The sequence below is a fragment of the Streptomyces sp. NPDC043427 genome (assembly GCF_056436655.1).
The window spans coordinates 167555-194551 of sequence record NZ_JBWKCC010000018.1 but is presented as its reverse complement, the minus strand read 5'-3'; the positions used below and the strand labels follow the sequence as shown (position 1 = coordinate 194551).

The 26997-nt window shown below is 70.5% G+C and carries 19 protein-coding genes and 1 pseudogene; 17 read left to right on the top strand and 3 right to left on the bottom strand.

Translation table 11 applies throughout. From position 1 onward, the window contains the following. Positions 1 to 11 precede the first annotated feature (11 nt). Positions 12 to 2243, bottom strand: coding sequence for an alpha-L-fucosidase (locus AC067M_RS27005; protein ID WP_478699614.1), 2232 nt, complete (start codon positions 2241 to 2243; stop codon positions 12 to 14). A 463-nt stretch (positions 2244 to 2706) separates the two neighbouring features. Here AC067M_RS27005 and AC067M_RS27000 point away from each other — a divergent pair, with 463 nt between their 5' ends. The 13 genes and pseudogenes from AC067M_RS27000 to AC067M_RS26940 all read left to right on the top strand — a co-directional run bounded on the left by AC067M_RS27000 (position 2707) and on the right by AC067M_RS26940 (position 16661). Then, positions 2707 to 3768: a sugar ABC transporter substrate-binding protein gene (locus tag AC067M_RS27000; RefSeq protein ID WP_478699613.1), complete on the top strand. Its 1062-nt coding sequence runs from the start codon at positions 2707 to 2709 to the stop codon at positions 3766 to 3768. 43 nt (positions 3769 to 3811) lie between these two features. Beyond that, entirely contained in the window at positions 3812 to 5374 is a 1563-nt protein-coding gene (locus AC067M_RS26995; RefSeq protein ID WP_478699612.1) for a sugar ABC transporter ATP-binding protein, read from the top strand. Between the two features lie 4 nt (positions 5375 to 5378). Beyond that, on the top strand, positions 5379 to 6422 hold the full coding sequence (locus AC067M_RS26990; protein ID WP_478699631.1) for an ABC transporter permease: 1044 nt from the start codon (positions 5379 to 5381) through the stop codon (positions 6420 to 6422). Between the two features lie 94 nt (positions 6423 to 6516). Continuing rightward, positions 6517 to 7851 (top strand): L-fuconate dehydratase, encoded by a 1335-nt coding sequence (locus AC067M_RS26985; protein ID WP_478699611.1) that lies wholly within the window; start codon positions 6517 to 6519, stop codon positions 7849 to 7851. 130 nt (positions 7852 to 7981) lie between these two features. Further along, positions 7982 to 8419: an RbsD/FucU domain-containing protein gene (locus tag AC067M_RS26980; RefSeq protein ID WP_478699610.1), complete on the top strand. Its 438-nt coding sequence runs from the start codon at positions 7982 to 7984 to the stop codon at positions 8417 to 8419. Next, complete coding sequence (locus AC067M_RS26975) at positions 8416 to 9459, top strand: zinc-dependent alcohol dehydrogenase (protein ID WP_478699609.1); 1044 nt, start codon at positions 8416 to 8418, stop codon at positions 9457 to 9459. The genes AC067M_RS26980 and AC067M_RS26975 overlap by 4 nt, the downstream gene beginning before the upstream one ends. Then, positions 9456 to 10217 (top strand): SDR family NAD(P)-dependent oxidoreductase, encoded by a 762-nt coding sequence (locus AC067M_RS26970; RefSeq protein ID WP_478699608.1) that lies wholly within the window; start codon positions 9456 to 9458, stop codon positions 10215 to 10217. The genes AC067M_RS26975 and AC067M_RS26970 overlap by 4 nt, the downstream gene beginning before the upstream one ends. Then, positions 10214 to 10846, top strand: coding sequence for a bifunctional 4-hydroxy-2-oxoglutarate aldolase/2-dehydro-3-deoxy-phosphogluconate aldolase (locus AC067M_RS26965; protein ID WP_478699607.1), 633 nt, complete (start codon positions 10214 to 10216; stop codon positions 10844 to 10846). Before AC067M_RS26970 ends, AC067M_RS26965 begins: the two co-directional genes overlap by 4 nt. Beyond that, positions 10843 to 11880, top strand: a complete 1038-nt coding sequence (locus AC067M_RS26960; RefSeq protein ID WP_478699606.1) for a sugar kinase — start codon at positions 10843 to 10845, stop codon at positions 11878 to 11880. Before AC067M_RS26965 ends, AC067M_RS26960 begins: the two co-directional genes overlap by 4 nt. A gap of 85 nt (positions 11881 to 11965) precedes the next feature. Next, positions 11966 to 12412, top strand: a pseudogene (locus AC067M_RS26955) (aldo/keto reductase); the annotation flags it as partial. Next, positions 12403 to 13122, top strand: coding sequence for a FadR/GntR family transcriptional regulator (locus tag AC067M_RS26950; protein ID WP_478699605.1), 720 nt, complete (start codon positions 12403 to 12405; stop codon positions 13120 to 13122). The pseudogene AC067M_RS26955 and the gene AC067M_RS26950, both read left to right, overlap by 10 nt. A gap of 452 nt (positions 13123 to 13574) precedes the next feature. Further along, positions 13575 to 14627 carry a LacI family DNA-binding transcriptional regulator gene (locus tag AC067M_RS26945; RefSeq protein WP_478699604.1) on the top strand — a complete coding sequence of 351 codons (1053 nt, stop codon included), beginning with the start codon at positions 13575 to 13577 and terminating at the stop codon, positions 14625 to 14627. Between the two features lie 849 nt (positions 14628 to 15476). Further along, a complete protein-coding gene (locus tag AC067M_RS26940; protein WP_478699603.1) occupies positions 15477 to 16661 on the top strand; it encodes a beta-ketoacyl-[acyl-carrier-protein] synthase family protein in 1185 nt (394 codons plus the stop codon). 172 nt (positions 16662 to 16833) lie between these two features. Here the strand turns inward: AC067M_RS26940 and AC067M_RS26935 are convergent, their stop codons facing one another. Further along, on the bottom strand, positions 16834 to 18996 hold the full coding sequence (locus tag AC067M_RS26935) for an ATP-binding SpoIIE family protein phosphatase (protein ID WP_478699602.1): 2163 nt from the start codon (positions 18994 to 18996) through the stop codon (positions 16834 to 16836). Positions 18997 to 19820: 824 nt separating this feature from the next. Between AC067M_RS26935 and AC067M_RS26930 the strand changes: the two genes are divergently transcribed. The 3 genes from AC067M_RS26930 to AC067M_RS26920 are packed head-to-tail and all read left to right on the top strand — an operon-like array spanning position 19821 to position 22534. Continuing rightward, positions 19821 to 21089, top strand: coding sequence for a dicarboxylate/amino acid:cation symporter (locus AC067M_RS26930; RefSeq protein WP_478699601.1), 1269 nt, complete (start codon positions 19821 to 19823; stop codon positions 21087 to 21089). Continuing rightward, a complete protein-coding gene (gene cuyB / locus AC067M_RS26925; protein ID WP_478699600.1) occupies positions 21086 to 21799 on the top strand; it encodes a cysteate racemase in 714 nt (237 codons plus the stop codon). Before AC067M_RS26930 ends, cuyB begins: the two co-directional genes overlap by 4 nt. Before the next feature lie 48 nt (positions 21800 to 21847). Further along, complete coding sequence (locus tag AC067M_RS26920; RefSeq protein ID WP_478699599.1) at positions 21848 to 22534, top strand: GntR family transcriptional regulator; 687 nt, start codon at positions 21848 to 21850, stop codon at positions 22532 to 22534. Positions 22535 to 22827: 293 nt separating this feature from the next. Here the strand turns inward: AC067M_RS26920 and AC067M_RS26915 are convergent, their stop codons facing one another. Beyond that, on the bottom strand, positions 22828 to 24294 hold the full coding sequence (locus AC067M_RS26915; protein WP_478699598.1) for an aldehyde dehydrogenase family protein: 1467 nt from the start codon (positions 24292 to 24294) through the stop codon (positions 22828 to 22830). A 170-nt stretch (positions 24295 to 24464) separates the two neighbouring features. On the opposite strand from AC067M_RS26915, the gene AC067M_RS26910 reads away from it, so the two are divergent. Then, complete coding sequence (locus tag AC067M_RS26910) at positions 24465 to 26891, top strand: SpoIIE family protein phosphatase (RefSeq protein ID WP_478699597.1); 2427 nt, start codon at positions 24465 to 24467, stop codon at positions 26889 to 26891. Positions 26892 to 26997: the final 106 nt, after the last annotated feature.

The following is a 26997-nucleotide window of genomic DNA, read 5'->3' as shown; positions in this document are numbered from 1 at the left end:
GGCTCCGCCGGCTACAGCGCGGTGAAGGTCCACAGCAGGTTGGTGCTGCTGCCGTAGGTCCACTGCTTGGTGACGGAGCCCGAGGCGACGTCGCCGCCGCCGTCGAGGACCAGGCCGGTGGTGCGGTTGGCGATCGAGTAGCGGTCGCCGCCCCGGTGGGTGATCGTCCACTGCTGGTTGGTGGCGCCGTTCCAGGGGGCCTGTCTGGCTGCGGAGCCATCGGCGGTGGCGCCCCAGCCGTCGGCGACCATGCCGTTCGTGCGGTTGACCAGCTTGTAGTAGCCGCCTTCGACCGCCTCCGCGTGCCACTGGAGGTTGTTGCTGCCGTTCCAGGTCCATTGCTTGAGGTTGGATCCGGAGGCCACGTCGCCACCGCTGTCCAGGGCGAGACCGTCGGTGACGTTGGTGATCCGGAAGTACGTCGCCGGGTCGAACTGGACCCTCAGCGAGGTGATCTGGTCGTTGTTGCCGGTGACCCGCAGGTCGGGGTTGTCGGCGGTGAAGGTCCAGGAGGTGCCGGTGAAGTTGTCTCCGGAGTAGCCGATCACCTGGTAGCCGGGGGCCGGCCGGAGGGAGGAGAGAGTGCGCGCGCCCAGCCCGGCCGTGCTCAGGTCGGCCTCGGTGTAGTCACCGACGGTGAGCACAGCGGCCTTGCCGGTGTAGTTGACGTCCGTGCAGACGACGGCGCCGGCGAGCGGCCGCAGGCCCGGGATCGCGCCGGAGAAGGCGAGCTTCAGCACGTAGGCGCCCGCGTTGTACGGCGCCGAGGACGGCAGGGGGACCGTGAGGCCGGAGGCGTTCTGGGTCGGTGTGGGCAGGTCGATGTAGGTGCCGGCGGTGTCGCCGAGGAGCTTCACCGAGGTCAGCGAGGAAAGGTTGATTCGGTCTGAGCTGAGGGTCTTGATTGTCAGCGAGCTGCCGGGCCAGCCCAGGACGGTGGCGTACAGGACGTTGCCCGCCTTGTTGCGGGTGAAGCGGATGTCCTGCGCGGTGCCGGCATGCGGGGTGGTGAAAGAGCCGCCGCCCATCTTCGTCGGGCCCTCGCCGTACGCCGTCCAGGCGCGGGTCGCGTACACCGACTCACCGAAGCGCTTCAGGTAGTCGCCCATACCGAGCAGGATGTCCTTCTGCGCCTGAGGGATGGTGCCGTCGGCCATCGGCGCGATGTTCAGCAGCACGTTGCCGTTCTTGCTGACCCGGTCGATGAACGAGTGCAGCATCTGTTGGATGGTGTAGTAGCCGATGCCCTGGGTGTAGCACCAGCTGCTGCTGGAGATGCTGTCGTCGGTCAGCCAGTACGGTGTGGTGAGGTCGGCCGGGCCGCCGCGTTCGTAGTCGAAGACCTCGCCCTTGCCGTTCATGCCGTCCTTGTAGGTGGCGACGACTTCACGGCCCCAGCCGTTCGCCTGGTTGTAGTAGTACGCCAGGAAGTTCAGGCGCTGCGTCTCGTCGACCTCGTCCAGGTTGAAGTCCTGCCACAGGATGTCGGGCTCGGCACGGTCGATGACCTCCTTCAGCTTGTCGAACCAGAGCTGGTTCTCCGCGGCCGAACCCAGCTGCCCGTAGAGCTTCTTGAGGCTGGGGTCCGTCTGGGCGGGGGCGAACTCGTAGAAGCCGGTGAAGTTGTACGCGTGGTGCATGGCCACCAGCAGCTTGAGGCCCCTGGCGCGGATGGCCGTGGAGAAGAGCCGCAGCAGGTCAAGACCGGGGCCCTTCTTCGCCGAGTTCCACTCGTTGACCTGGCTGTCCCACATGGAGAAGCCGTCATGGTGCTCGGCGACCGGCCCGGCGAACCTGGCGCCGGCGTCGACGAACAGCTGCACCCACTCGTCCGGGTCGAACTTCCCGCCGGCCGACTTCAGCTTCGGAGCGAACTTCACGGAGTTGCCCGCCAGGTCCTGAGCTCCGTTGATGAAGTTGTGGTACGGCCATGCCGACGGCTGGCCGTAGGTCGCGATGTGATGCTTGTTCGCGTTGCTTCCGGCCTGGTACATGCTGCGTGGGTACCACTCGTTGTCGGAGGCGGGGACGCTGAAGGCGCCCCAGTGGAAGTAGATCCCGAACTTCGCGTCCTGGAACCACTCCGGAGCCGGCGGGTGCTGGTCGAGCGAGTTCCAGTCGGGCGTGTACGTGCTGGGCGCCGCCTGGGCGACACCGGCACTGACCACGTCTCCGGCAACGGCCGCCGCGGCCACGCAGGTGGCGCCGGCCAGGAAATGGCGTCTGTTGATCGAACTCGACATGGAGACATCCCTGGTGCGAAGGGGGCAGGGGAGTACGGGGCTACGCGAGTCGGCGTGACAGCTGTGCATGAGGCGCCGCTTGTTACGCATGAAGGTCCGCCATGCCTCCCTGGGATGTCAACGGGTGTGCAGGGATGAAAGTGGCCGTACACTCAGGCGAGTTGCCCCATTTGCTTCACTTGGTTGCACACTGCGGCCAGGCAGACATGGCATGTCTGGCGGTGTTTCGTGGCCAGATCTGAGCCATCGAGTGGCGATGATTGATGGGATGAATACTCGCCTCCGGTTTGCCACGTCTCCATGTGCGGGCACGCGTGACCTGGGCATTCATCGTGATTTGTACGGAGGTCTGGACAGGCCCCCGGTCGCGCCTCTATAAACATCCCATCTCTAGTCGCGGCGATCCGAAGATGTCGTCGAGGCGAAACATCTCCCGCTACGGGACCGGCGCGAGGAAGCACCGATGAGACTCAGAACCGCCCTCTGTTCCGCCGTCTCCGCCCTGTCCGCACTGGCGCTGCTCAGCGCGTGCGGCGGCTCCACCACGTCGGCGTCGTCGAGTGGCGCGCCGCTGGTCGGCGTCGACTACCCGCGCTCCGACACCGACTTCTGGAACTCCTACATCAAGTACACGCCCCAGTCCGCCAAGGAGTTGGACCTGGAGCTGAAGACCACCAACTCGCAGAACGACGTCGCCAAACTGACCGCCAACGCCCAGACGTTCATCAGCCAGGGCGTCAAGGGCGTGGCGATGGCCCCGCAGGACACCGCCGCCATCGCGCCCACCCTGGCGCAGATGGAGGCGAAGAAGATCCCGGTCGTCACCGTCGACACCCGCCCCGACACCGGCAAGGTCTACATGGTCGTACGGGCCGACAACCGCGCCTACGGCGAGAAGGCCTGTCAGTTCCTCGGCACCAAGCTCGGCGGCAAGGGCAAGGTCGTCATGCTGCAGGGCGACCTCTCCTCCATCAACGGCCGTGACCGCACGGAGGCGTTCAACGCCTGCATGAAGAAGAACTACCCGGACATCAAGGTGTTCGGCGAGGCCACCAACTGGGACGGGGCGGTCGCGGCCCAGAAGCTGCAGACCGACCTCACCGCCCACCCGGACATCAAGGGCATCTACATGCAGTCCAGTTTCGCCCTCTCTGGCACCCTCCAAGTCCTCAAGCAGAAGGGCCTGTTGGCCGACCCCCAGGACAAGAAGCACGTCTTCGTCGTCTCCAACGACGGTATCCCCGAGGAACTCAAGGACATCGCCGCCGGCAAGATCGACGCCACCGTCTCCCAGCCGGCCGATCTCTACGCCAAGTACGCCTTGTACTACCTCAAGGCCGCGATCGACGGAAAGACCTTCAAGTCCGGCAAGACCGACCACGGCAGCACGATCATCCAGGTCCGCGACGGCCTGCTCGAGGACCAGCTCTCCGCTCCGCTCGTCACCGCGGACGGGGCCACCTACGGCGGCGTGCCCAGCGTCAAGAGCGACGACAAGTCCCTGTGGGGCAACAACCTCGGCTGATCCCCCTCCGAATACAACGGCCCACGACCACAAGGCGGTTGAGATGAGCGGCGAGGAGCGAGCAGTCACCCCCGCGCCCGCCCCGGCGGACGACGGACGGGCCCCGGCGGACCCGCCCGTCGTCGAGGCGAGGGGCATAGTCAAACGATTCGGTCCGACGGTCGCCCTGAACGGCGCCCGGATCACCATCCGACCCGGCGAGACCCACGCGCTCGTCGGCCGCAACGGAGCGGGCAAGTCGACCCTGGTGTCCGTCCTCACCGGCCTCCACGCCTCCGACGAGGGAACAGTGACCTTCGGCGGCGAACCGGCCCCCCGCCTGGGCGACCGCGACGCCTGGCGCCGGCGCGTGGCCTGCGTCTACCAGAAGTCGACGATCATCCCCACGCTGACCGTCGCCGAGAACCTCTTCCTGAACCGGCACGGCCACGGACGCAACCGGCTCATCAGCTGGCAGGCCACGCGTCGCCGCGCACAGGACCTGCTGTCGACGTGGTCGGTGGACGTCGACCCGCAGAGCCCGGCCGGTGAACTGAGCGTCGAGCAGCGGCAGTTCGTCGAGATCGCCCGGGCGCTGTCCTTCGGGGCGCGGTTCATCATCCTCGACGAGCCGACCGCCCAGCTCGACGGGGCGGCCATCAACCGCCTCTTCGACCGCATCCGCGACCTGCAACGCCAGGGCGTCACCTTCCTGTTCATCAGCCACCATCTCCAGGAGATCTACGAGATCTGCGACATGGTGACGGTCTTCCGCGACGCCCGGCACATCGTGACCGCGCCGGTCGCCGAACTGAGCCGTGCCGACCTCGTCGCCGCCATGACCGGCGAGGCGGCGGCCGACCGGCGCGAGGACCGGGCGAGCACCCTCGACCCGAGTGCCACGGCCGCGCTGAGCGTCCACGCCCTGCGCGGTGAGGCGTACGACGACGTCAGCTTCCAGGTCGGCGCCGGCGAGATCGTCGGCCTCGCGGGCGCCGCCGGCAGCGGGCGCACCGAGGTGGCCGAGACCGTCGTAGGACTGCGAGCGGCAGCGGCGGGCGAGGTGGAGATCGCCGGGAGGCGGCCCCGGCCGGGCAGCGTGCCCGCGGCGCTCGCCGCCGGCGCCGGGTTCGTCCCCCAGGACCGGCACCACCAGGGCTTCGTTCCCGACATGTCGATCGCGGACAACGCCACCCTGTCCGTGCCGAAGCGGCTGGGCTCCAACGGGTTCCTGAACCGCGCCCGTCGGGACCGGCTCGCCGAGGGCCTGATCGAGAATCTCGCGATCAAGACTCCGGGTCCCGATCTGGCCGTCTCCGCCCTGTCCGGAGGCAACCAGCAGAAGGTCGTCATGGCCCGCGCCCTGGCCGACGACCCGCGTCTGTTGGTCCTGATCAACCCGACCGCGGGCGTGGACGTGCGCTCCAAGGAGTTCCTCCTCGCCAAGGTCGAGCAGACCGCGGAAAGCGGCACCGGAGTACTCATCGCCTCCGACGAACTCGACGACCTGCGCATGTGCGACCGGGTCCTGGTGATGTTCCAGGGCCGTGTGACCTCAGAGATCGCCCGCGGCTGGCACGACCACGACCTCGTGGCCGCGATGGAAGGAGTGGACCTGCATGCCTGAAGTGATGCCTGAGACCGTCCTCGCGGACACCGCCGCGGCCAAGGCCGCCGAGCCCGAGGTGAAGCGGATCGCGCTGCTCGGCGGCAGGCTGCCCCTGGCCCGCCTGCGCGACCTCGCGCTCGTCCCGGCCATCGTGGTCATCGCGATCGTCGGCCAGATCGTCAACCCGGTCTTCCTGCAGGCGGACAACCTCATCAACGTCCTGCAGACCATGTCCGAGATGGCCCTGCTGGTCCTCGCCCAGGCGATGATCCTGATCGTCAAGAAGATGGACCTGTCCCTCGAGTCCACCATGGGCCTCGCGCCCGGTGTGGCGGCCTGGCTGGTGGTGCCGGCCGGCGCCGGACACGGGCTCGGCCTGCTGCCCGGCGCCTGGGCCATCCCCGTCACACTCGCCGTCGGCGCACTCGTCGGGGTGATCAACGCCCTGCTGATCATCCGCTTCGGCCTCAACGGCTTCATCGTCACTCTCGGCATGTTGATCGTGCTGCGCGGCGTCCTCACGGGCATCTCCGGCGGCCAGACCTTCTTCCAGCTGCCCGAGTCGATGCTCTACCTGGGCACCGCCGAATGGTTCGGGATGCCGGCCTCCATCTGGATCTGCCTGATCCTGTTCGCCGTCGCCATCGTCGCCCTCGGCTGGACCAGCTTCGGCCGCTCGCTGTACGCCATCGGCGGCAACGTCGACGCCGCGAAGGCAGCCGGCATCCGCACCGACCGGGTGCTGTGGATCGTCGTCGTCACCGGCAGCGTGCTCGCCGCCCTCGCCGGACTGATGCTCTCCGGCCGCCTGGCCTCCGTCGCCTCCGCGCAGGGCAACGGCTACATCTTCACCGTGTTCGCCGCCGCCGTGATCGGCGGAATCAGTCTCAACGGCGGCAAGGGCACCATGTTCGGCGCGTTCAGCGGCATCCTGCTGCTCTTCATGATCCAGAACGTGCTCACCCTCGCCGGCGTGCCCGCGCAGTGGATCGGCGCCCTCAACGGCCTGATCATCCTGGTCGCGCTGACCATCTCGCGCATCACGGGCGGCAAGGTCCAGGAGTGAACCGGGCGGCCGTCCGGGCCGCCCGACCCCCTCCGCCGCCTCACATCTCGTCGCAAGGGCCCGTACTGCCCCTGCTCTCACAGGAGTTGCCGCCATGTCATCCGCCCTGCCCGCTTCCCCGGCCCCTGCCCGCATCACCGCCCTCGACGTCCTGGACGTGCGCTTCCCGACGTCCGAGCATCTGGACGGGTCGGACGCGATGAATCCCGAGCCCGACTACTCGGCTGCCTACGTCGTCCTGCGCACCGACGCGGGCGACGGACTGGAGGGCCACGCCCTGGCCTTCACCACCGGCCGTGGCAACGACGTGCAGGCCGCCGCCATCGCGGCGCTCGCCCCACACGTGGTGGGCCTGTCGGTCGAGGAGGTCTGCGCCGACCTCGGCGCGTTCTCGCGCTCCCTCGTCCACGACCCCCAACTGCGCTGGCTGGGCCCGGAGAAGGGCGCCATCCACATGGCCACCGGCGCCGTCGTGAACGCCGCCTGGGACCTCGCGGCCAAGCGGGCCGGCAAGCCCGTGTGGCGCTTCCTCGGCGAGATGTCGCCCGAACAACTGGTGGCGCAGGTCGACTTCCGCTGGCTCAGCGACGCCCTCACCCCCGAGGAGGCCCTGGGGATCCTGCGCCGCGCCGAGCCCGGCCGCGAACAGCGCATCGGCCACCTGCTCGGCCAGGGATACCCCGCCTACACCACCACCCCCGGCTGGCTCGGATACTCCGACGAGAAGCTGGCCCGCCTCGCCCGCGAGGCCGTCGCGGACGGCTTCACCCAGATCAAGCTGAAGGTCGGCGCGGATCTGGACGACGACGTCCGCCGCATGCGCACCGCACGCGAGACCGTCGGCGACGGCATCCGCATCGCGGTGGACGCCAACCAGAGGTGGGACGTCCAGGCCGCGATCGACTGGATGCGCGCCCTGGCGCCGTACGAGCCCTACTGGATCGAGGAGCCCACCTCCCCCGACGACATCCTCGGCCACGCCGCCGTGCGCAAGGCCGTCAGCCCCATCAAGGTCGCCACCGGCGAGCACATCGCCAACCGGGTCGTCTTCAAGCAGCTCCTCCAAGTCGGCGCGGTCGACATCGTGCAGATCGACTCCGCGCGGGTCGGCGGCGTCAACGAGAACATCGCGATCCTGCTGCTCGCCGCGAAGTTCGGGGTACCGGTCTGCCCGCACGCCGGCGGCGTGGGCCTGTGCGAGATGGTGCAGCACCTGTCGATGTTCGACTACGTCGCCGTCTCCGGCACCGTCGAGGACCGGGTCATCGAGTACGTCGACCACCTGCACGAGCACTTCGTCGACCCGGTGCGCATCGTCGACGGCCACTACCTGGCGCCGACACTGCCGGGCCTGAGCGCGCAGATGCACGCCGAGTCCCTCAAGGAGTACGCCTACCCCGACGGCCCGGTCTGGACCTCCCGTGTCTGACGTGCGGACCCTGGGCCGCCACCGCCGGGAGGTTGACGGCCGGCTGTTCCGAGAGCGAGAAGCAGACAGTGCTCCGCGGTACGGCGACCGCCCTGCGCCGGCTGCCTGACAAGAAGGAGAGGACACTCCCGTGCTCCTGACCGAACTACTGCATCCCGGCATCCTCGAATCCCTGGCCGGAGCCGGTCACGGCGCCCGCGTCCTGCTCGCCGACGGCCACTACCCGGCCAGCACGGCCACCGGCGAGCGCGCCAGAACCGTCCACCTCAACCTGGCCCCCGGCCTGCTGGACGTCACCACCGTGCTCGGCGTCCTGCTGCGCGCCCTGCCCGTCGAGTCGGCCCACGTGATGGTGCCGCCCGAGGGCGAACCGGAGCCGCCCGCCATCACCGAGTACCGCTCGACGCTGGCACCCGTCCCGGTCGACACGCTCGGGCGCTTCGAGTTCTACGACGCGGCCCGCTCGCCCGACCTGGCGCTGGCGATCGTCACCGCCGACATCCGTACCTACGCCAACCTGCTGCTGACCATCGGTGTCCGCGCTGAAGGGACCCTGACCCCACGATGACACTCGCCGTTCGTTACACGGCCGCCCGCACCCTCGACACGGCTCCCGCACCCAGTACGCCGCCCGGCCCCGGGGAGGTGGAGCTGGCCCCCGCCTATGTCGGCATCTGCGGCACCGACCTGCACATCTTCCACGGCGACATGGACGCCCGGGTGTCCACACCGGCTGTCCTGGGACACGAGATGTCCGGCCGGATCGTACGCGTCGGGCCGGGCGTCGAGGGCTGGCAGCCCGGCGACGCGGTGACCGTGATGCCGCTGCGCTGGGACGACACCTGCCCGGCCTGCCGCTCCGGCCACCAACACGTCTGCCAGAACCTGGACTTCATCGGCATCGACTCCCCGGGCGCGATGCAGCAGCGCTGGACCGTGCCCGCCTCCACCCTCGTCCGGCTGCCCGACTCCCTGCCCCTGGACCGGGCCGCGCTCGTCGAGCCGACGGCGGTCGCCGTGCACGACGTGGGCCGGGCCGGGCTGCGAGAGGGTGAGATGGTCGTCGTGGTCGGCGGCGGCCCGGTCGGCGTCCTCATCGCGCTGGTCGCGCGGGCCGCGGGCGCGGACGTCCGGGTGGTGGAGCTGAGTGCCCACCGTCGGCTGCTCGCCGAGGAGTTGGGGCTGACGGCGTGGAACCCGGGCGACGACGACGTGCCGGCGGCGGTGCGGCAGTGGACCGGGGACGCGGGCGCGGACGTCGCCTTCGAGGTCTCCGGCGCGGCGGGCGGCGTGGAGACGGCGGTCGACGTGCTGGGCGTGCGAGGCCGTCTCTGCCTGGTCGCCATCCACCCGCGCCCCCGCGAGGTGAACCTTCACCGCTTCTTCTGGCGCGAACTGACCTTGGTGGGCGCCCGGTTGTACGACCGCACCGACTTCGAGAAGGCGGTCGCGCTGGTGGCGGACGGCACGATCCCGGCCGACCGGTTGATCAGCAAGGTCGTGCCGCTCACGCAGGCGCCCGCCGCCTTTGAGGCGCTGGAGGGCGGCGGTGACGTGATGAAGATCCTGGTGGACTGCACCGACGACGCTCAGGGAGCCGCCGTATGACCTCCTTCGACCTCACCGGAAAGCTCGCTGTCGTCACCGGAGCCCGGCGCGGCATCGGGCGGGCCATGGCGCGCGCCCTCGCCGAGGCAGGCGCGGACGTCATCGGCGTCAGCGCCTCGCTGGAGGAGTCCGGCAGCGCGGTGGAGAAGGACGTCGTCTCCGCGGGCCGTACGTTCGAGGCGATCCGCACCGACTTCGCCGACGCCGAGCAAGTACGGACCCTGGGTACGGACCTGGCCGGCCGTGCACGGCCGGTGGACATCCTGGTCAACAACGCGGGCACGATCCGCCGTACTCCGGCCGCTGAACACGCCGAGGCAGACTGGGAGTTGGTGCTCCAGGTCAACCTCAACGCGCAGTTCGCGCTGACTCGGGCCGTCGGCGGGGCGATGGTGGCCCGCGGCCAGGGCAAGGTCATCTTCACGGCGTCGCTGCTCAGCTTCCAGGGCGGCATCACCGTCCCCGGCTACACCGCCGCCAAGCACGGCATCGCCGGACTGACGAAGGCGCTGGCCAACGAGTGGGCGCCGCGGGGCGTCAACGTCAACGCCATCGCGCCCGGCTACATCGCCACCGACAACACCCAGGCGCTGCGGGACGACCCGGTGCGCAGCAAGGCGATCCTGGACCGCATCCCGGCCGCCCGCTGGGGGGACGCCGACGACCTGGCGGGCGCCACGGTGTTCCTCGCCTCGGATGCCGCCGCCTACGTCCACGGCGTCGTCCTGCCCGTCGACGGCGGATGGCTGGGCCGATGAGCGGCACCTACCTGGCCTCCGTGCTGGCCGGTGCCCGCGTGATGCCGGTCCTGACGGTGCGGCGCGTCTCGACCGCCGGTCCGCTGGCCGACGCGCTCGCGGCGGGTGGTGCCCGGTGCGCCGAGGTCACCTTCCGCACACCGGACGCCGAGCAGGTGCTCAAGGAGATGGCCGCCCATGGTGGCCTGTCCGTCGGCGCCGGCACGATCCTCACGCCCGAGCAGGCGGAGCGGGCCGTGGCGGCCGGGGCCCGCTTCGTGGTCTCGCCCGGCTTCGACGAGGAGATCGTCGCGAAGTGCCGGGAGCTGGGGGTGCCCGCGCTGCCCGGTATCGCCACCGCCACCGAGTTGATGCGCGCCCTGAAGGCGGGCCTCGACACCGTCAAGCTATTCCCCGCCGAGTCGCTCGGCGGCCTGCGGATGCTGCGGGCGCTCGCGGCGCCCTTCCCCCGGACGCGCTTCGTGCCGACCGGCGGGATCGGCGCCGACCAGCTGGCCGGCTACCTCGCCGAGCCCGCGGTCCTGGCAGTCGGCGGCAGCTGGATGGCGACCACCGACCTCCTTCGGCGGGGCGACTACGAGGCAATCCGCCGACTGACCGCGGAGGCGGTGGAGAGGAGCACGTCGTGATCGACGTGGTGGCCCTCGGCGAGGTGATGCTGCGTTTCGACCCGGGCGAGGGGCGGATCCGCACCGCCCGCTCCTTCCAGGTCTGGGAGGGCGGCGGCGAGTACAACGTCGTCCGCGGGCTGCGCCGCTGCTTCGGCCTGCGCACGGCCGTCGTCACAGCCCTCGCCGACAACGCGGTGGGCCGGCTCGTCGAGGACCTGATCCTCCAGGGCGGTGTCGACACCTCGCTGATCCGCTGGGTACCGGACGACGGCATCGGCCGCACCGCCCGCAACGGCCTCAACTTCGTCGAACGCGGCTACGGCATCCGCGGCGCGCTGGGCGTCAGCGACCGCGCGCACACCGCCGTCTCCCAGCTGTGCAAAGGGGACATCGACTGGGACTCCGTGTTCTCGGCCGGGGTGCGCTGGTTCCACACCGGCGGCATCTTCGCCGGCCTGTCCGACACCACGGTGGAGGTCGCGGACGAGGCCATGGCCGCGGCCCGCCGCCATGGCGTCACGGTCTCCTACGACCCCAACCACCGTCCCAGCCTCTGGGTCGGCCGGGGCGGCGCAGACCGGGCCCGCGAGGTCGACCTGCGGCTCGCCCGGCACGCCGACGTCGTGGTGGGCGCCCTGGGCCTTGCCGGGGCGCACCCGGGACAGGCGCGCATCGGGGCCGACCGGGTGGCGGACGCGCTCACCGAGGTGGCCGGCCTGCTGCCCGAGGTGAAAGTACTGGCCACGACCCTGCGCGACGTGCCCTCGGCCGGGGTCAACGACTGGTCCTCGGCCGCCTGGTCCGCCGACACCGGCTTCGTCACCGGCCCCCGGATGACCGGCCTGCACGTCCTGGACCGCATCGGCTCCGGCGACGGATTCGCCGCCGGCCTGATCCACGGACTGCTCGGCGACACCGGCCTGGAGCGCGCCCTGGCCTACGGCACCGCTCACGGCGCGCTCACCATGACCACGCCGGGAGACGTCTCCATGGCCTCGCTCGCCGAGGTCGAGGCGCTCATCGCAGGCGGGTCGGCCCATGTCAGACGCTGATCGGCGCCCCCTCAGCCGTATCCCAGGAGCACGTCCTGCACCAGCGGAAGATCCAGAACACGGCCGTCTCCGTCACCGAACTCGGCTGGCGATGCCGGCCGGGCGCTACACGCTCCTGGGCCAGTCGGCACTGGACGGCGTTCTGCCCGCCGCGCGGAAACTGGGCAAAAGCGTGGTGGCGGTGGGTGCCTTCACCTCGGGACTGCTGTCCCAAGACCGGCCCGCCGAGGGGGTGAAGTACGACCGTCAGGACACTCCACCGGCCCTGGTTGCCCGTGCTCGGGCGATCGCCGAGGTCTGCACGGCCCACGGGACCACGCTGCCCGCCGCCGCGATCGCCTTCCCCCACGCGCATCCCAGTATCATCAACGTCACCCTCGGCATGCGGAATCGGGAACAGGTCGTACGAAACGTGGAACTCCATCGTCAGCACATCCCCGACGGGCTCTGGGCCGATCTCCGCGCTCAGAGGCTGATCAGGCCGGACGTGCCCACAGAGCACGGCCTGGGGAGGGAGTCGCGTTGTCTCTGACGGACAAGGCCATCGAGCGGATTCGTGAGCTGATCCGGACCGGAGCCCTGCCCCCGGGCTCGAAACTCCCACCGGAGCCGGACCTGGCCGCCCAGCTGGGACTGTCCCGCAACCTCGCCCGCGAAGCGGTCAAGGCGTTGGCTGTCGCGCGGGTTCTGGAGGTCCGGCGGGGTGACGGCACGTATGTGACCAGCCTGCAGCCGAGCCTGCTCCTGGAGGGGCTCGGCGGAGCGGTGGAACTGTTGCAGGGTGACTCGGTCGCCCTGCAGGACCTCATGGAGGTGCGGCGCCTCCTCGAACCTATGGCCACGGCCCTGGCCGCCACCCGGATCTCCGACGACCAACTGGCCGAAGTGGAACGGCACTTGGACGCCATGCGTGAGGCCCGCGACGACGTGGAACAGCTGAACGCCCACGACGTGGCCTTCCACCGCGCCGTCGTCTCGGCCACCGGCAACGAGACCCTCCTCACGCTCCTGGAAGGCATCTCCGGCCGCACACTGCGCGCCCGCATCTGGCGTGGTCTGGTCGACGACAAGGCCGCGGGCCGCACCCTCGCCGAGCACGAGGCGATCTTCAATGCCCTGTCCACCCGTGATGCCTCCCTCAGCCAGGCCGCCGCGCTGCTGCACGTGAGCAACACCGAGCAGTGGCTGCGGGAGCACCTGCGCTCGGGCGAAGCCCTCCCCTTGGGGACGACAACGGAGTGACGGGCGAGCGACGCCCGCTCACGTCTTCTGGCCCGAAGTCCTCAGACACGGGATGCATGTGCAGGGCGCCGAGGGAGGCGAGCTCCCGACCCCCGTCGGGTGGGCCGGGGCGCCTGCCCTGCGCGGTTCGGTGTCCTCGGCAGCAGGAGTCATCCGGTGCCCGGCCGGCGCCCAGCACGCCCCCCGGTGGTACGGATGATCAGCGACTGGGGCCGGGGCCGGCGACCGCCTCGTAGGCGTCCAGGGCCGTGCGTACGGCGCGGCCGCCGACGGCGAGGGCGTGCATCTGCCACCCGTCCGCGCACCACGCTGGCCGCCCGCACCGGGGAATCGGCTTTGCTTGTGCGGCCGCGCCGGAACCGGCCACCACGACCTGTTCCGGCCACCGACGCCCGATAGGCTGAGTGATTAAGTTCTTAACCAAAAGCGGTCATACGGCAGTTGGGGTGCCCATGGAGAGCTCTCGTGCCTGGCGGCGTCCCACGCTCGGCGCCGTGGCCGCACGGGCCGGGGTGTCCACGGCCACGGTGTCGAACGGGCTCAACGGCACCGGACGGCTGTCCGAGGCGACCAGGCAGCGCGTGCTGGCCGCGGCAAGGGAACTCGGTTACGCCCCGGCCAGTACGGCCCGTGCCCTGGCCCGAGGGGCCACCGGAGTGCTCGGCCTGACCATGACGACGTACGGCGACCTGCCCGTCCCGTACACCGAGATCCCGTACTACGCACAGCTGACACTCAGCGCCATGGCGGCGGCCCACGAACGTGGCTATCTGCTCCTGGCGATGCCGAGTTCCATGTCACCGTGGATGTGGCTCAACACTCCGATGGACGGCGTCATCCACGTCGAGCCGCGCGCCGACGACCCGGTGCGTTCCATTCTGCGGGAGCGTGGCATACCGATGATCAGCGAAGGCCGGCCGCCCGATCCGCATCGGTGTGACGCGTGGGTGGACACCGACCACGAAGCGGCCCTGCGCCTGCTGCTCGATCACCTGACGGAGTGCGGCGCCCGGCGGATCGGGCTCTCCCTGCCCCTGCACGACGATGCGTACCCGCACCTGATCGCGGACGCCTACCGGTCCTGGTGCGATGAACTCGACATGCCCGCCCTCGTGGAGGAGTACGCTCCGCTGCCCGACTACTTCGCGGCCGAACAGGACGCGGTCGGCCGACTGCTCCGCCACGATCCGCGACCGGACGCCGTCATCGGTGTCTACTCCGACTCCGGTCACAACATCCTCGCGGCTGCCCGTCATCACGGTCTTCGGGTGCCGGGGGACCTGCTGGTGGCGTGCGTCAGCGAGGATCCGGATTACGCCGTCACAGCCCCGCCCGTCACCACCGTCAGCCTCCGTCCGGACGCGGTGGGCGTCGAAGCGGTCGATCTGCTGATCGCTGTCATCAACGCACGGAGCGGCGTGGACCGGCGTCGGCTCGTGCAACCGGTGCTGATCCCTCGCCGGTCCACACGGCGCGCGGTGCGACGCAGGAACGGCACACCGTGACCGCGGCAGGGCTGCGGAGGCGCTGGCCCGGCCCCGGCAGCACCAGGAAACCCAAACGGTGGGCTTCCGGATCCCGTTGGGGGAGAAGGGGCAGCGGCTGGGGAGGGGGGAGGAGGCGGCGCACGCGGGCGTTGCGGCGTCGGCGAAACGGCTGCGGCAACCGTCATGAGCCATGCCGGTCAGCACTCTGCCCAACGCCAGTCGGGCCTTCCCTGGAACACGCACACACACCGTGAACACGAGCCGTGCTCAGCCCCCCAGGCACGAGACGTTTTGCTGGCCGCATCCACAGCCACTGTCCATGTCACGGGCGTCGAGACAGTGGCTCGCCCCCAGCCTCGTCGAGACCCCGACGCCGACGCCGGACACCTGAGTCCCCTCGGTTTCCGTACGCCGCCGAGGGCAGTCCGTAGTCGCACCCGGTAGCCGCCCTCCGCGGTCGGGCCCGGCTCCAGGGTCCCGTGCGGGATCTCGGCCCATTCCCGCAGGCGGACGACTGCCTCCGTCGAGCAGTGGCAGGGCTGCGACGACGTCGGAACGGCGGGCGCAGACGTCGGCCCGCCGGCGGTGCGCGCCCGGACCAGGCAAGCCACCTGGCTGACGGTAAGTCAGGAAGGATTTGTGGGGCCGGTCGGAGGGCCCCTGTTTCAGCGGTGTGTGCCGTATCACGCCCTTCGAGGTCCGCCCAAGTTGTCTAAGTCACAGCGGAAATGTCCTTTTAGCGTCCATGCTCGACCGGGACAGCGACTCCCGAAGCGGAGCCCATCGGGCATGGGCGCGAAGTCTCAAAGCGGCCCATGGCGCAGCCCTCGTGACGTTCCTCCTTGTTCCCCCCGGAAAGGTGCCATCATGGCCGCTTACCTCTGTCCGCCTGCCGTAATACACGGCGAGCACGCCGTGGAGACCAGCCAGATCGTCGCGGAGGTGCGCGACCGGCACCCGCACGCGGCGTGGGCGCCGCGGATCGACGCCATCGCATCCAGTACGGGCATCGAGACCCGCGGGTGGATGCTGCCCCTGGAGACCACTGTCGCGCCCGGCCACGGCGGCGGCCTGCGGGCTGTCGGCATCGGGCCCGCCCAAAAGGCGCTGGCACGCGACGGGTTCACCCAGCAGGACGTGGACCGCGTGATCGCCGCCCTCGAGGCGATACCCGCGCCGCAGACCGTCCAGGAGCGCACCGCCCCGGCCTGGAAGGCCGTGCAGTCCTACGGGGAGCGTGCGGCGCGCGGGGCCCTGCAGATCGCCGGGCTGGACGCCTCGGACATCGACTGCCTGATCACCAGTCACTCCACCACGCCGGCGCTGCCGGGCCTGGACATCGCCCTGGCCAACAGGCTTCCGCTCCGCAACGACGTGATGCTGCTGCCGGCCACGCAGTGGGCCTGTATCGCGGGGACCCGCTCCCTGGCCCTGGCGGCGGACCTCGTGGCCGCGGACCCCGACCGGGTGGTCCTGGTCGTGATCGCCGAGGCGCTGAGCACGACCTACCAGCCCGCGGACGACACCATCGAGTCCCTGATCGTCCGGTTGCTGTTCGCGGACACCGCGGTCGCCGCGGTGGTCACGGGACGCCCGAGACGCGAGTCGGCGCTGCGACTGGACGCCGCCTGGCACCACACCCTGCCCGGCACCCAGGACCTGCACCGCCTGGAAACGCGGGCGGACGGCACCCACTTCGTGATGGACCGGCGCGGGCCGCGCGCCGTACAGGAGACGGTCACCGCGATGTGGGAGTGGCTGCGTCTCCGTTACCAGGACGACCCCGACTCCTGGCACCCCGACGTGCTGCTCGCGCACCCCGGCGGGACCCGGGTGCTGGAGTACATGGAGCAGACGATGCCCGACGCGTGGCCGTCGGGACTGCTGGACTACAGCCGGGACAGCTACACCGGCGGCAACCGCGGAGGCGCCGCCGTGTTCGACATCATGAGGCGGGCGCATGACGCCGAGCAGAAGCCGGGCAGTCGCGCCGTCCTGTACGCGGCGGCACCGGGCCTCACCGCCACCGCCCTGGAAGGGGAGTGGCTGTAGGGCGAGCCCGCGTCCCCCGTACCGGCACACGGGCCGCCCGCATCACCGGTCAGGCCACCGGTACCGCTGCGGGCGCCGTCCGTGCCGTCGGTGGTGCCCCCGCCGGCGCGCACACCACCCCTGCCCCTCACCACGCTTGCGTACGCCGGCCGCGCCCCGCCCCGCAGCCGCGTCATCTCGAGACTTCCGCCCAGACCACCTTGCCGGTGTCCGTCCACCGCACACCCCACCGAGTGGTCAGCCTGTGCACGATCTGCAGGCCACGTCCGCCGTCGTCGAGGAGGCGGCCCTGGCTCAGATGTGGCCTGCCGTTGCCGGTGTCGCCCACCTCGCACAGCAGGCCGTGACCGGCCCTGATCAGTCGTACCGTGATGGGGCCGGTGGCATAGCGCACCGCGTTCGTGACCAGCTCGCTGACCAGCAGCGACACGTCGTCCCGGGTGCAGCCCCTGGTCTCCCATTGGCGCAGCAGCGCGCAGACGTGCTCGCGGGCGCGGGCGGGCGCGTCGTCGCGGGCCGGCAGCCGCCAGGTCGCGGTGTCCCCCTTGCGGTAGCCGATCATGCGCGCGAGCAGCAGGGTCACGTCGTCGCGTCGGCGCGACGGCGCCAGCGCGGAGACGACGTGCCGTGCGGCCGGCTGCAGGGCGTCCCAGGGGTGCACCGTGGACAAGGCATCCGCCAGCCTGCTGATGCCCTCGTCGATCGACAGGGCCGGATCCTCCACCAGGCCGTCGGTGTAGAGGGCGAGCAGGGAGCCCGGGGGCGCGCCGAACGTGTGCACGTCGAACGGCTCCCGCAGTGCGAACTCGGTGCCCAGGCCGGGGTGAGGGCGGGGCGCGAGCGGGCCCGCGTGGCCGTTCGGAAGAACCAGGACCGGAGGGAGGTGGCCGGCGCTGGAGAGCGTCACGTGGTGGCTGACCGGGTCGTAGAGGGCGATGCAGCAGGTGGAGCCGAGGGCGCTGTAGCCGGCCGCCAGTCCTGACTCCGCGTCGTCCAGCAGGGTGACGGTCTCGTCCAGGTGCTCCAGTACCTCGTCGGGTGCCAGCCCCGCGGACAGCAGTGCGCGGGCCTCCATGCTCAGCTGGCCCATGGTTGCCGCGGCTCCCAGGCCGTGCCCGACGACGTCACCGACCACCAGCGCGGTACGGCCGTCCGGCAGCGGGAAGCTGTTCACCCAGTCGCCGCCGACGCCCGCGCTGTCGGGGGTGGCGGGCTGGTAGACGCTGGCGATCTCAATGGTGTGGCCGCCTGTCCGGGGCAGCAGCCGGCGCTGCAACGCAAGCACCTGAGTGTGCTCGCGGTGGTGCTGACGGGCCAGGTCGACGTGATGGGCGGTCCTGGCCACCAGTTCCTGCAGGTCGAACAACTCGCTGTCGTGGAAGGGGTAGTCCGCCCGCCGCCAGACCTCCGCCACGCCCAGCACGACGGGCGGGTCGCTGTCCAAGATCAGCGGTATGCACGCCACACTCGCCGACCGGTCACCGGGCACCAGGGCACGGATCACTCGCGGACTGCCGAGTAGCCGCTCGACCGCCTCCCGGTCCGGTATCACGATGGCCTGCGGGGCATCGTCCCGCCGTACCGCCTGCGCCAGCAGGCGACTCGCGTCGCTGGGAAGATCGCCGCCCGGAGTCACGTAACCCTCGGGCCACGCCCGGTCCGGGACCAGGGCTGCCCGCCGTAGGTGGATGCGCCCCTGCGCCTGATCGGTGACGCCCTCGCCCGTCCACACGGCGAAGTCGAGGTCGACGGCGGCCACGTCTCCCCAAGCCAGCAGGGACTCCGCCAGTGACTGCGCGGTCTCGCCGATGTCCAGCGAGGTGCCGATCGCCGTCTCGGCGGCGTACAGGTGCAGCCTCCTGGCCATGGCGATCAGGGAGACGGTCAGGCCCTCCTGAGGCGCCGCGGCGGGCAGGATGCTCATCGAGACCACCAGCTCCGACCCGTCGCCGCGCCGCAGACGCTGGATCCGGGCGACGTGCGCCTCACCCAGCTCCAGGACCTGCCGCAACCGCCGTGTGACCGTCGGTACGTCCCAGGGCGGCAGGAGATCGGCGAAAGGAGTCCCGGCCACGGCGTGCAGACCCGCGAATACAGGGGCGTCCAGATTGCAGCGGGTGATTCTCAGATCCCTGTCCAGGTTGACCACGCCGAGAATCTGATCCTGACGGTCGGCTGCCGGGTTGTCGAGTACGCGTGGGCGGGTGGTGCGGTCGCCCTGCGCGTTGGCCGGATCGGCGGCCGCTGCCGGTCCGCCGCGCGAGATGTAGCGCCCCAGGGCCCTGCTGACCAGGTCAAACGGCGATGAGGACGAGGAGGAGGGCGTGGAGTCCATGCGGCTCTCTCAGCAATCGGCGCAGCGCCGGGGTCGTTACTCGGACCCGTGCGACGGGGCCCCGAGTCCCTGACCGCACACCTCATTGAATAACACCGAGGGCCGCCTCGCCCACACCAGCGGATCGCACGGTGAACGCTGACAGTGAGGGGAGTACCGCGGCCGGCGGAGCCGTGCTCACCCTGCCGGGGGCACCGCCCGCCAGGATCGACGACCTCCCCAGGAGCACCGGGCGCCGGCGCCGACGGTGAAGGCCGGTCCGAGTTCGCTCCAGAGGCGCGCCCGGGCCCGCCGGCACCACCGCTCGGCCGGCCACGGGCGGTGAGCATCAGCACGGGCAGGCGCGTGTTCTCGCTCCGCAGCCTGCGCGGGATTTGCGTTCCGTCCACGTCCGGCAGCCTCCCGTCCAGGAGACGACGTCCGGCGCGCAGTCCCGCGCGAGGCGCGGAGCGCTGCGTCCGTCCTCTGCCGCGATGGAATGCCGCCCCGCCTCGGTCACAGCCGCGGAGAGGAGCTCGGTGAGCTCGGGCTCTTCGTCGACCATCAGCGCGAACCGTGCCTTCACGGACACCTGAGGCGCCAGACATGCGCCGACCTTCTCTCTGTGGGCCATGCAGATCATGCGTGCCGAGCTGAGTGTGCCGGGATGCCGGTGCGGGCCCCCTTGACAGACAGCCGTCCTGGCGTCCAGTGTTACCGCCCAATACGCAGAGCGCAATATATTGGAGCACCCGGAGGCGTCCATGCACCCATCGCAGACCCCCACCACCAGCGCAGACACCCCCAAAGCCCGGCCCGCAGGACTGCTGCGGCGATGTCTGAGGATGCCGATCGGAATCCAGTCGATCATCGCCGTCGGCCTCGGATCCCTCATCGGATCCCTCGCCCCGTCGGCCGGTGAGCAGATGAAGATCCTCGGTGAGGTGTTCCTGAATGTGGTGCAGGTCGTGGTCCTGCCCCTGGTCTTCCCCCTCATCGTGCTGGGCATCGCCCGCATGGAGTCGGTCAAGAAGGTCGGCCGGATCGCCGGTAAGGCCATCCTCTACTTCGAGATCGTCACCACCGTCATCCTGCTGATCGCGGTCGGACTGGCCAAGCTCGCAGGCATCGGCAAGGGCGCCCCCGTCCATGGGGCCGACGCCAAGGACCTGGACGGCCTGAGCCAGGGCATCGACTTCCACGAGCTGGTCCTGCACGCCGTACCGAAGAACATCTTCGCCGCGTTCAGCGAGGGCAACCTGCTCGGCGCGATCGTCTTCGCCCTCCTCGTGGGCGTCGCCATGGCCGCGATCGGGGAGAAGTCCGAGCCCTTCGCCTCTGTCCTGGAGTCCGTCGCCGCGGTGATGTTCAAGGCCGTCGGCTACGTCATCCGCATCGCGCCGCTGGGCGTGCTCGGCTTCATCTCCTACGACGTCGCCCACTACGGCTTCGGCAACCTGCGCAGCCTGATGGGTTTCATCGCCGTCGTCTACGCGGGCCTGGCCATCGTCCTCGGCGTGCTCTTCCCGCTCATCGCCGCGATCTACCGCATCCGCTACGTCGAGCTGCTGAAGTCGATCGCCGGGCTCGCCGGGATCGCCTTCGTCACCCGCAGCTCCGAGTCGGTGCTGGCCCCGCTGATGGGCAAGCTCGAAGCGTTCGGCCTCAGCCCGTCGACGACCTCGTTCGTCGTGCCCCTCGGCTACTCGTTCAACACCGACGGCTCCGTCCTCTACCAGGCCGCCGCCCTGGTCTTCCTCGCCAACGCCTACGGCGCCGACACGTCCCTGCCCGCCCTGCTCCTCATGGTCGGCGTGCTGGTGATCCTCTCCAAGGGCATGGCCGGCGTCGCCTCCGCCTCCATCGTCGTCCTCATCGCGGCCGGCAACTCCATCGGCCTGCCCGCCGAAGGCATCGCCCTGCTCCTCGGCGTGGACTTCATCGTCGACATCGCCCGCACCGGCGTGAACGTCATCGGCAACTCGCTCGCCGCCGCCGTCATCGACAGCTCCGAGAACCGGCGCGAAGCCAAAAACGGTCGGCGACCCACCACCGACACCGAGCCCGAGACCGCCCAGCCGGCCGGGACACTGCAGAAAGAGACCGCGCAGTGAGCAACCGCGCCACCACGGAGATCATCGGCATCCTGGGCGGCATGGGGCCGGCGGCCACCGCCGACTTCTACGCCAAGCTGGTGTCGCTGACGCCGGGCAGCAGCGACCAGGACCACCTCCGGACGGTCATCTGGTCCGATCCCACCATCCCCGACCGCACCGAGGCCCTGCTCGGAAACGGCCCCGACCCGAGCCCCTGGCTCCTCAACGGCGGCCGCGTCCTGCGCGAGGCCGGCGCCACCCTCATCGCCATCCCCTGCAACACCGCCCACGCCTTCGTTCCCCGCATCGCCGACCACGTCGGCCTGCCGATCGTCCACATGATCGGCGAGGTCGCCGAGCACCTCACCACCCTGCGGCCGCACGTGCACACCGCCGGACTGCTCGCCACCAGCGGAACCGTCCGCGCGGGCCTCTACCAGGAGTGGCTGGACCGCTCCGGAATCAGCCTCGCGCTGCCCGACCCCGACAGCCAGGAACATGAGGTCATGGCCGCCATCCGCGCGGTGAAGGCCGGCGCGCGGGACGCCACGGCCGCCGAGCCGCTCGCGCGTGCCGCGCGCAGGCTCATCGCCCAGGGTGCGCAGGTGATCATCGCCGGCTGCACGGAGATCCCTCTCGGGCTGTCCGCCGAACCGGTCGATGTGCCCCTCGTCGATCCGGCCGTCCTCCTGGCCCAGGCCCTGGTGCGCCGGACGCTCACCGCATGAGGATGAGGCCGGCCCACGCGGGCGACCGACCGATGTACTGTACGCAATATGTCACTCGACAGCCCTGTCTCCCGCCGTCTCCTCAGCGACGAGGTCTTCCACCGCCTGCGCGACTCCATCGTGCGCGGAGAACTCGCCCCCGGGGAAAAGGTGAAGGACGGCGAACTCGCCGAGCGCCTGGGGCTCAGCCGCACCCCGGTTCGCGAAGCGCTCGCCAGGCTCGCCGACATCGGCCTGGTGGAGGCCAAGCCCGGCGTCTACACCCGCATCACCACCCTCAACCGCCGCGACGTCGAAAAGACCCTCGCCGTCCTGCGCTCCCTCGACCAGCTCGCCATCGAGACAGCCGTGCCGGTCATGAACGAGCAGGACCTGCGGCAGATGCGCGAAGCCAACCAGGACTTCGAACGGGCCGTCGCCGCCAACGACACCGACGCCGCGCTTGCCGCGGACGACCGCTTCCACGCCGTCCCCATCGCGGCAGCGGACAACCCCGTCCTCAGCCGGATCGTCGAGCAGCTCCACCCGCAGATCCACCGCATCCTCTACCGCAAGTTCTCCACCCTCCTCGGCGGCCGCAACACCATCGAGCACCACGACCAACTCATCGACGTCTGCGCCGGCGGGGACGCCCGCGCCGCCGCCGAACTCTCCGGACGGCACTGGTCCGAACTCGGCGGCCACATCAACCAGCTCTTCGACACCAACCAGTTCACGGAATCCGCGATCGCCTGACCGGGGCCGCTCCCCTCCCACGGTGTCAACGGCATGCAGCCATGGCCGACTGCTTGCCGGGGGGCCGCGGTCAGCCGAGCGAGACGCCTGTGCGGCTCTCCAGGTCGTGGATGAGATGAACCTGGAACTCTTCGTCCTGCGCTCATCTCCTGTCCGTGTGGTGACGGGTGATGCGCAGGGTGATCCGGCCGGCCACACAGCCGTACTCCAGCCCGGCCGCGTCCGTCTCCTCGGCCGAGGGGGAGAGGTCCTATGCATTGCGCCGCTGTTGAGGAGGTCCGACACCGGGCACGTCACACGCCTGTCGGTGTCGTCATCCAACGCCACTGGGTGAACTGCTCCAGGCTCGCCGTGCCGCCGATGCGGGAGCCGTTGCCGGAGACTCCCATGCCCCCGAAGGGAGCGTCAGGGGCGTCCTTGGCGCAGACGTCGTTGATGTGGACCATGCCGGTGCGCAGCCGCCCGGTGAGTGCGGTCGCCCTCGGCACGGAGCTGGAGTGCACGGCGGCGGTGAGGCCGTATGCGGTGTCGTTGGCGATCTCGACGGCCTGTGTCTCGCTGTGAAAGGGGATGACCGGGGCGACGGGGCCAAAAATCTCCTCGGTGAACACGGGCATGTCTCGTTCGACGTGGTCCATGACAGTGGGCGGGTAGAAGAGCCCGTGGCGTCGTCCGCCGGTGAGCACCCGTGCCCCGTCGACGACGCTCTCGTCGACGATGCGCTCGATCCTGGCGGCCTGCCGCTCGCTGATGACCGGGCCGATGGTGACGCCTTCCGTACAGGGGTCGCCGATGCGCATGGCCTTCGCGTGTCTGACCAGTGCCTCGGTGTACGACTCCACGAGATCCGCGTGCACCAGGTGGCGGCCGGCGGCGACGCAGGCCTGTCCCTGGTAACCGAAGGCGCTCACCGCTCCGGCCAGGGCGGCAGCCTCGACGTCCGCGTCGTCGAGCACGATGATCGAGTTCTTGCCGCCGAGCTCCAGGCAGACCTTCTTCAGTCCCTCGCCCGCCAGGCGGGCCACCGCACGTCCGGCGTCGGTGGAGCCGGTGAACGAGATCATGGCGACATGGGGATCGGCTACCACCGCCTGTCCTGTCTCCGCGTCCCCGGGCAGGATGTGCAGGAGCCCCTCGGGCAGCCCGGCCTCCTCGAAGAGCCGTGCGACGAGGACGCCCCCGGAGACCGGGGTGAGCGGGTCGGGCTTGAGCAGTACGGCGTTGCCCAGGGCGAGCGCGGGCGCCAGCGCGCGCATCGCGAACAGCAGGGGAGCGTTCCACGGATTGATGACGCCGACGACACCGAGCGGCACTCGCCAGGCCAGACCCCCTCCGCCTCCGCCGGAGGCCGGCGGTGCCAGGACCTCGCCCCGGGGGAGGGACGCGAGCCCGACCGCGTGCGCCAGCTGGCCGAGCGCCGCGGCGATCTCATAGTCCCCTTTGGCGGGGACGCCGGCAGACTCGCGGACGATCCAGTCGCGGACCGTATCGCCGTGCTCACGCAAGGCCGAGGAGGCGCGGAGCAGCACCTCGACGCGTTCGGAAGGCGCTGCTGCCGCCCAGTCGCCGACGGCCAGGGCAGCCCGTACACCCGCCTGTGAGACGTCCGTGGGGGCCGCTACGCCGACTTCGGCCAGCGGGCGACCCGTGGCCGGTTCGATCACCTTGTGCGTGCCGCCGTCGGACTCGCGCCAGCCCGCGCTGTAGAGCTTCCCGGTCCACTCGGCCTGGTCCGGCCACGTCTTGCCGATGTCAGCCATCGGTACCGCCCTCCCTCGGGATCGCTTGCGCCGTGCTGCATGAGGGCCGATTTGCTAAGGTCTGTCACTCTTGTGGTCTAGTGTCGTATTGAAGAGAGGTGCGCTGCACCTCGGGTCCAGGCCGCCCCCAGGCGCAGGATCCAAGGGTGGGAGTGAGGCGAAACGACTCCATGACCGGATCTGTGTCCGCCCCGGGTGACGGCCGGAGCGCTTGGCCCTACGAGTTCGTCGACGAGGGGGCCACGGCCAAAGTCGACGTGGACGGTCACGGCGTCGTGACCGCGTGGAACGAAGGGGCGTGGCGCCTTCTCGGCTATCGCGCAGCTGAGGTCGTCGGCCGCGACGCAGCCGGGCTGCTCCCGGACGGGGCCTCCCCGGGGCTGCCGAGTTCCTTGCCGGGTGCGCACAGATGGAGCGGGACGGTGACCGTGCTGCACCGTGACGGCCACCGCCTCACGGTCGACCTGCTGGCTCACCGCCTCAGCAACGACGGCGACGGATGGTCGCTGGTGTCGCCGGTGACCCGTCCGCCCCCGACACCCGAGGGCGACGCGTTCGTGCTGCGGGGCTTCACGCAGTCCCCCTGCACGATGGCTCTCTACGACACCGGACTGCGGCTGCGCTGGGCGAACGCGGACATGGAACGTGTGATGGGCCTGTCCCAGGAGGCCATGCGCGGGCTGCGGGTGACGGAGCTCGTCCTCGATCCGGAGAGCGAACGGACCGAGGAGGGCATGCGGGCCGTGCTGGAGACCGGCCGACAGCAGGAGCTCAGGGCCGCGCTGCACCTCGCCGGCCACGAACGCGAGAGCGTCTGGTCGGTGTCGCTCGCCCCCGTGTGGGAATCCGGCGGGCGGCTGGAGGGTGTCTTGTTGTCGGCGCACGACATGACGGAACAGCATGTGGCACGGCAGCGGCTGGTGCTGCTCAACGACGCCAGCGTGCGCATCGGCAGCACCCTGGACCTGGCGCGTACCGCTCAGGAACTCGCCGACGTGGCCGTCCCGCGGTTCGCGGACTTCGTCACAGTCGATCTGCTGCCGGCGATCGAAGGCGGTGACGATCCGCCGCAGGGCTCTCCGCACGGCCCCGTGAGGCTGCGCCGCGTCGCCTGCCAGTCGGTTCTGGAGGGCTCCCCCGAAGCCGTGGTGCCGCCCGGAACGGTGGCCGCCTACCCGGACGGTTCGACCGCGGCGAGGTGCCTGGCCGCGGGCCGACCACTCATCGAGCACGTCACACCCGCCGCCCTCGCCGAGGTGGAGCGGCAGACGCCCCAACGGGCGGAACGCATGCGAGAGTTCGGCTTTCACTCGGTGCTGGCGGTGCCGATGCGGGCCCGTGGTCTCACCCTGGGCGTGGCCACGTTCTCCCGCCACCGGCAGCCCAAGCTCTTCGAGCAGGACGACCTGCTGCTGGGGCAGGAGATCACCGCCCGCGCCGCCGTGTGCATCGACAACGCCCGCCGGTACACACGTGAGCGGTCCACGTCCCTCACATTGCAGAGCAGCCTGCTGCCGCAGCGACTCCCCGAGCAGTCGGCCCTGGACGTCGCCTCCCGCTACCTTCCTGCCGGCACCCGGGTCGGCGTCGGCGGCGACTGGTTCGACGTCATTCCGCTGTCCGGTGCCCGGGTGGCCCTCGTCGTCGGTGACGTCGTCGGCCACGGCATTCAGGCCTCGGCCACCATGGGCCGGCTGCGCACCGCGGTGCGTACGCTCGCCGATGTCGACCTTCCCCCCGACGAGCTGCTGACCCACCTGGACGACCTGGTCAACCGGCTGGACGGCGGAGCCGAACCGACGGTCGTGACCGCCGGTGACATCGGCGCCACCTGTTTGTACGCCGTCTACGACCCTGTCTCGCGGCACTGCACCGTCGCCCGCGCGGGCCACCACGTACCCGCACTCGTGACACCGGACGGCAACGTCGAGTTCCTCGACGTTCCGGCGGGCCCTCCCCTCGGCCTCGGCGGCCTGCCGTTCGAGACGACCGACCTGGAGCTGCCTGAGGGCAGCCTGCTTGTCCTCTACACCGACGGGCTCGTCGAGGGCCGAGGGCGTGACATCGACGAGGGGATCACCGCCCTGCGCGAGGCACTGCGCAGACCGGCCCACGACCTGGAGGACACCTGTGACGCCCTGCTGCGGACCCTGCTCACGGACGACCACCCCCCTGACGACGTGGCGCTGCTGGTGGCCCGTACCCGCGCTCTGGACGACTCGCACGTGGCGACCTGGCAGGTGCAGCCCGACCCCGCCACAGTCGCCGTGGCCCGCCGGAACGCCTGCCGACAGCTGTCGGAGTGGGGCCTGGAGGACGCGGAGTTCGTCACCGAGCTGGTCGTCAGCGAACTGGTCACCAACGCGATCCGGTACGCCCGGCCTCCCATCCAGCTCCGGCTGATCCACGACCGCAGCACCCTCATCTGCGAAGTCTCCGACGGCAGTACCACAGCCCCCCACCTGCGTCGGGCCCGCACCTTCGACGAAGGCGGCCGCGGGCTGCTCCTGGTCGCCCAGCTCACTCAGGGGTGGGGCACCCGCCAGACCACCACCGGCAAGACCATCTGGGCCGAGCAGTCACTGCCCGCGATCTGAGGCCGACGTCAGCGGGCTGCCTGAGAGCCGCCCGGAGCCCGGAGGCCGCTGTCGATCAGGCTGATTCCGGTCACTCACAGGATCGGGGCGGGCCCATTCCGCAGTG

What these genes read in the sequence shown, in the direction of transcription:
- AC067M_RS27005 (WP_478699614.1), bottom strand. Translation starts at nt 2,243, where the DNA reads ATGTCGAGTTCGATCAACAGACGCCATTTCCTGGCCGGCGCCACCTGC.
- AC067M_RS27000 (WP_478699613.1), top strand. Translation starts at nt 2,707, where the DNA reads ATGAGACTCAGAACCGCCCTCTGTTCCGCCGTCTCCGCCCTGTCCGCA.
- AC067M_RS26995 (WP_478699612.1), top strand. Translation starts at nt 3,812, where the DNA reads ATGAGCGGCGAGGAGCGAGCAGTCACCCCCGCGCCCGCCCCGGCGGAC.
- AC067M_RS26990 (WP_478699631.1), top strand. Translation starts at nt 5,379, where the DNA reads ATGCCTGAGACCGTCCTCGCGGACACCGCCGCGGCCAAGGCCGCCGAG.
- AC067M_RS26985 (WP_478699611.1), top strand. Translation starts at nt 6,517, where the DNA reads ATGTCATCCGCCCTGCCCGCTTCCCCGGCCCCTGCCCGCATCACCGCC.
- AC067M_RS26975 (WP_478699609.1), top strand. Translation starts at nt 8,416, where the DNA reads ATGACACTCGCCGTTCGTTACACGGCCGCCCGCACCCTCGACACGGCT.
- AC067M_RS26970 (WP_478699608.1), top strand. Translation starts at nt 9,456, where the DNA reads ATGACCTCCTTCGACCTCACCGGAAAGCTCGCTGTCGTCACCGGAGCC.
- AC067M_RS26965 (WP_478699607.1), top strand. Translation starts at nt 10,214, where the DNA reads ATGAGCGGCACCTACCTGGCCTCCGTGCTGGCCGGTGCCCGCGTGATG.
- AC067M_RS26945 (WP_478699604.1), top strand. Translation starts at nt 13,575, where the DNA reads ATGGAGAGCTCTCGTGCCTGGCGGCGTCCCACGCTCGGCGCCGTGGCC.
- AC067M_RS26940 (WP_478699603.1), top strand. Translation starts at nt 15,477, where the DNA reads ATGGCCGCTTACCTCTGTCCGCCTGCCGTAATACACGGCGAGCACGCC.
- AC067M_RS26935 (WP_478699602.1), bottom strand. Translation starts at nt 18,996, where the DNA reads ATGGACTCCACGCCCTCCTCCTCGTCCTCATCGCCGTTTGACCTGGTC.
- AC067M_RS26930 (WP_478699601.1), top strand. Translation starts at nt 19,821, where the DNA reads ATGCCGATCGGAATCCAGTCGATCATCGCCGTCGGCCTCGGATCCCTC.
- AC067M_RS26920 (WP_478699599.1), top strand. Translation starts at nt 21,848, where the DNA reads ATGTCACTCGACAGCCCTGTCTCCCGCCGTCTCCTCAGCGACGAGGTC.
- AC067M_RS26915 (WP_478699598.1), bottom strand. Translation starts at nt 24,294, where the DNA reads ATGGCTGACATCGGCAAGACGTGGCCGGACCAGGCCGAGTGGACCGGG.
- AC067M_RS26910 (WP_478699597.1), top strand. Translation starts at nt 24,465, where the DNA reads ATGACCGGATCTGTGTCCGCCCCGGGTGACGGCCGGAGCGCTTGGCCC.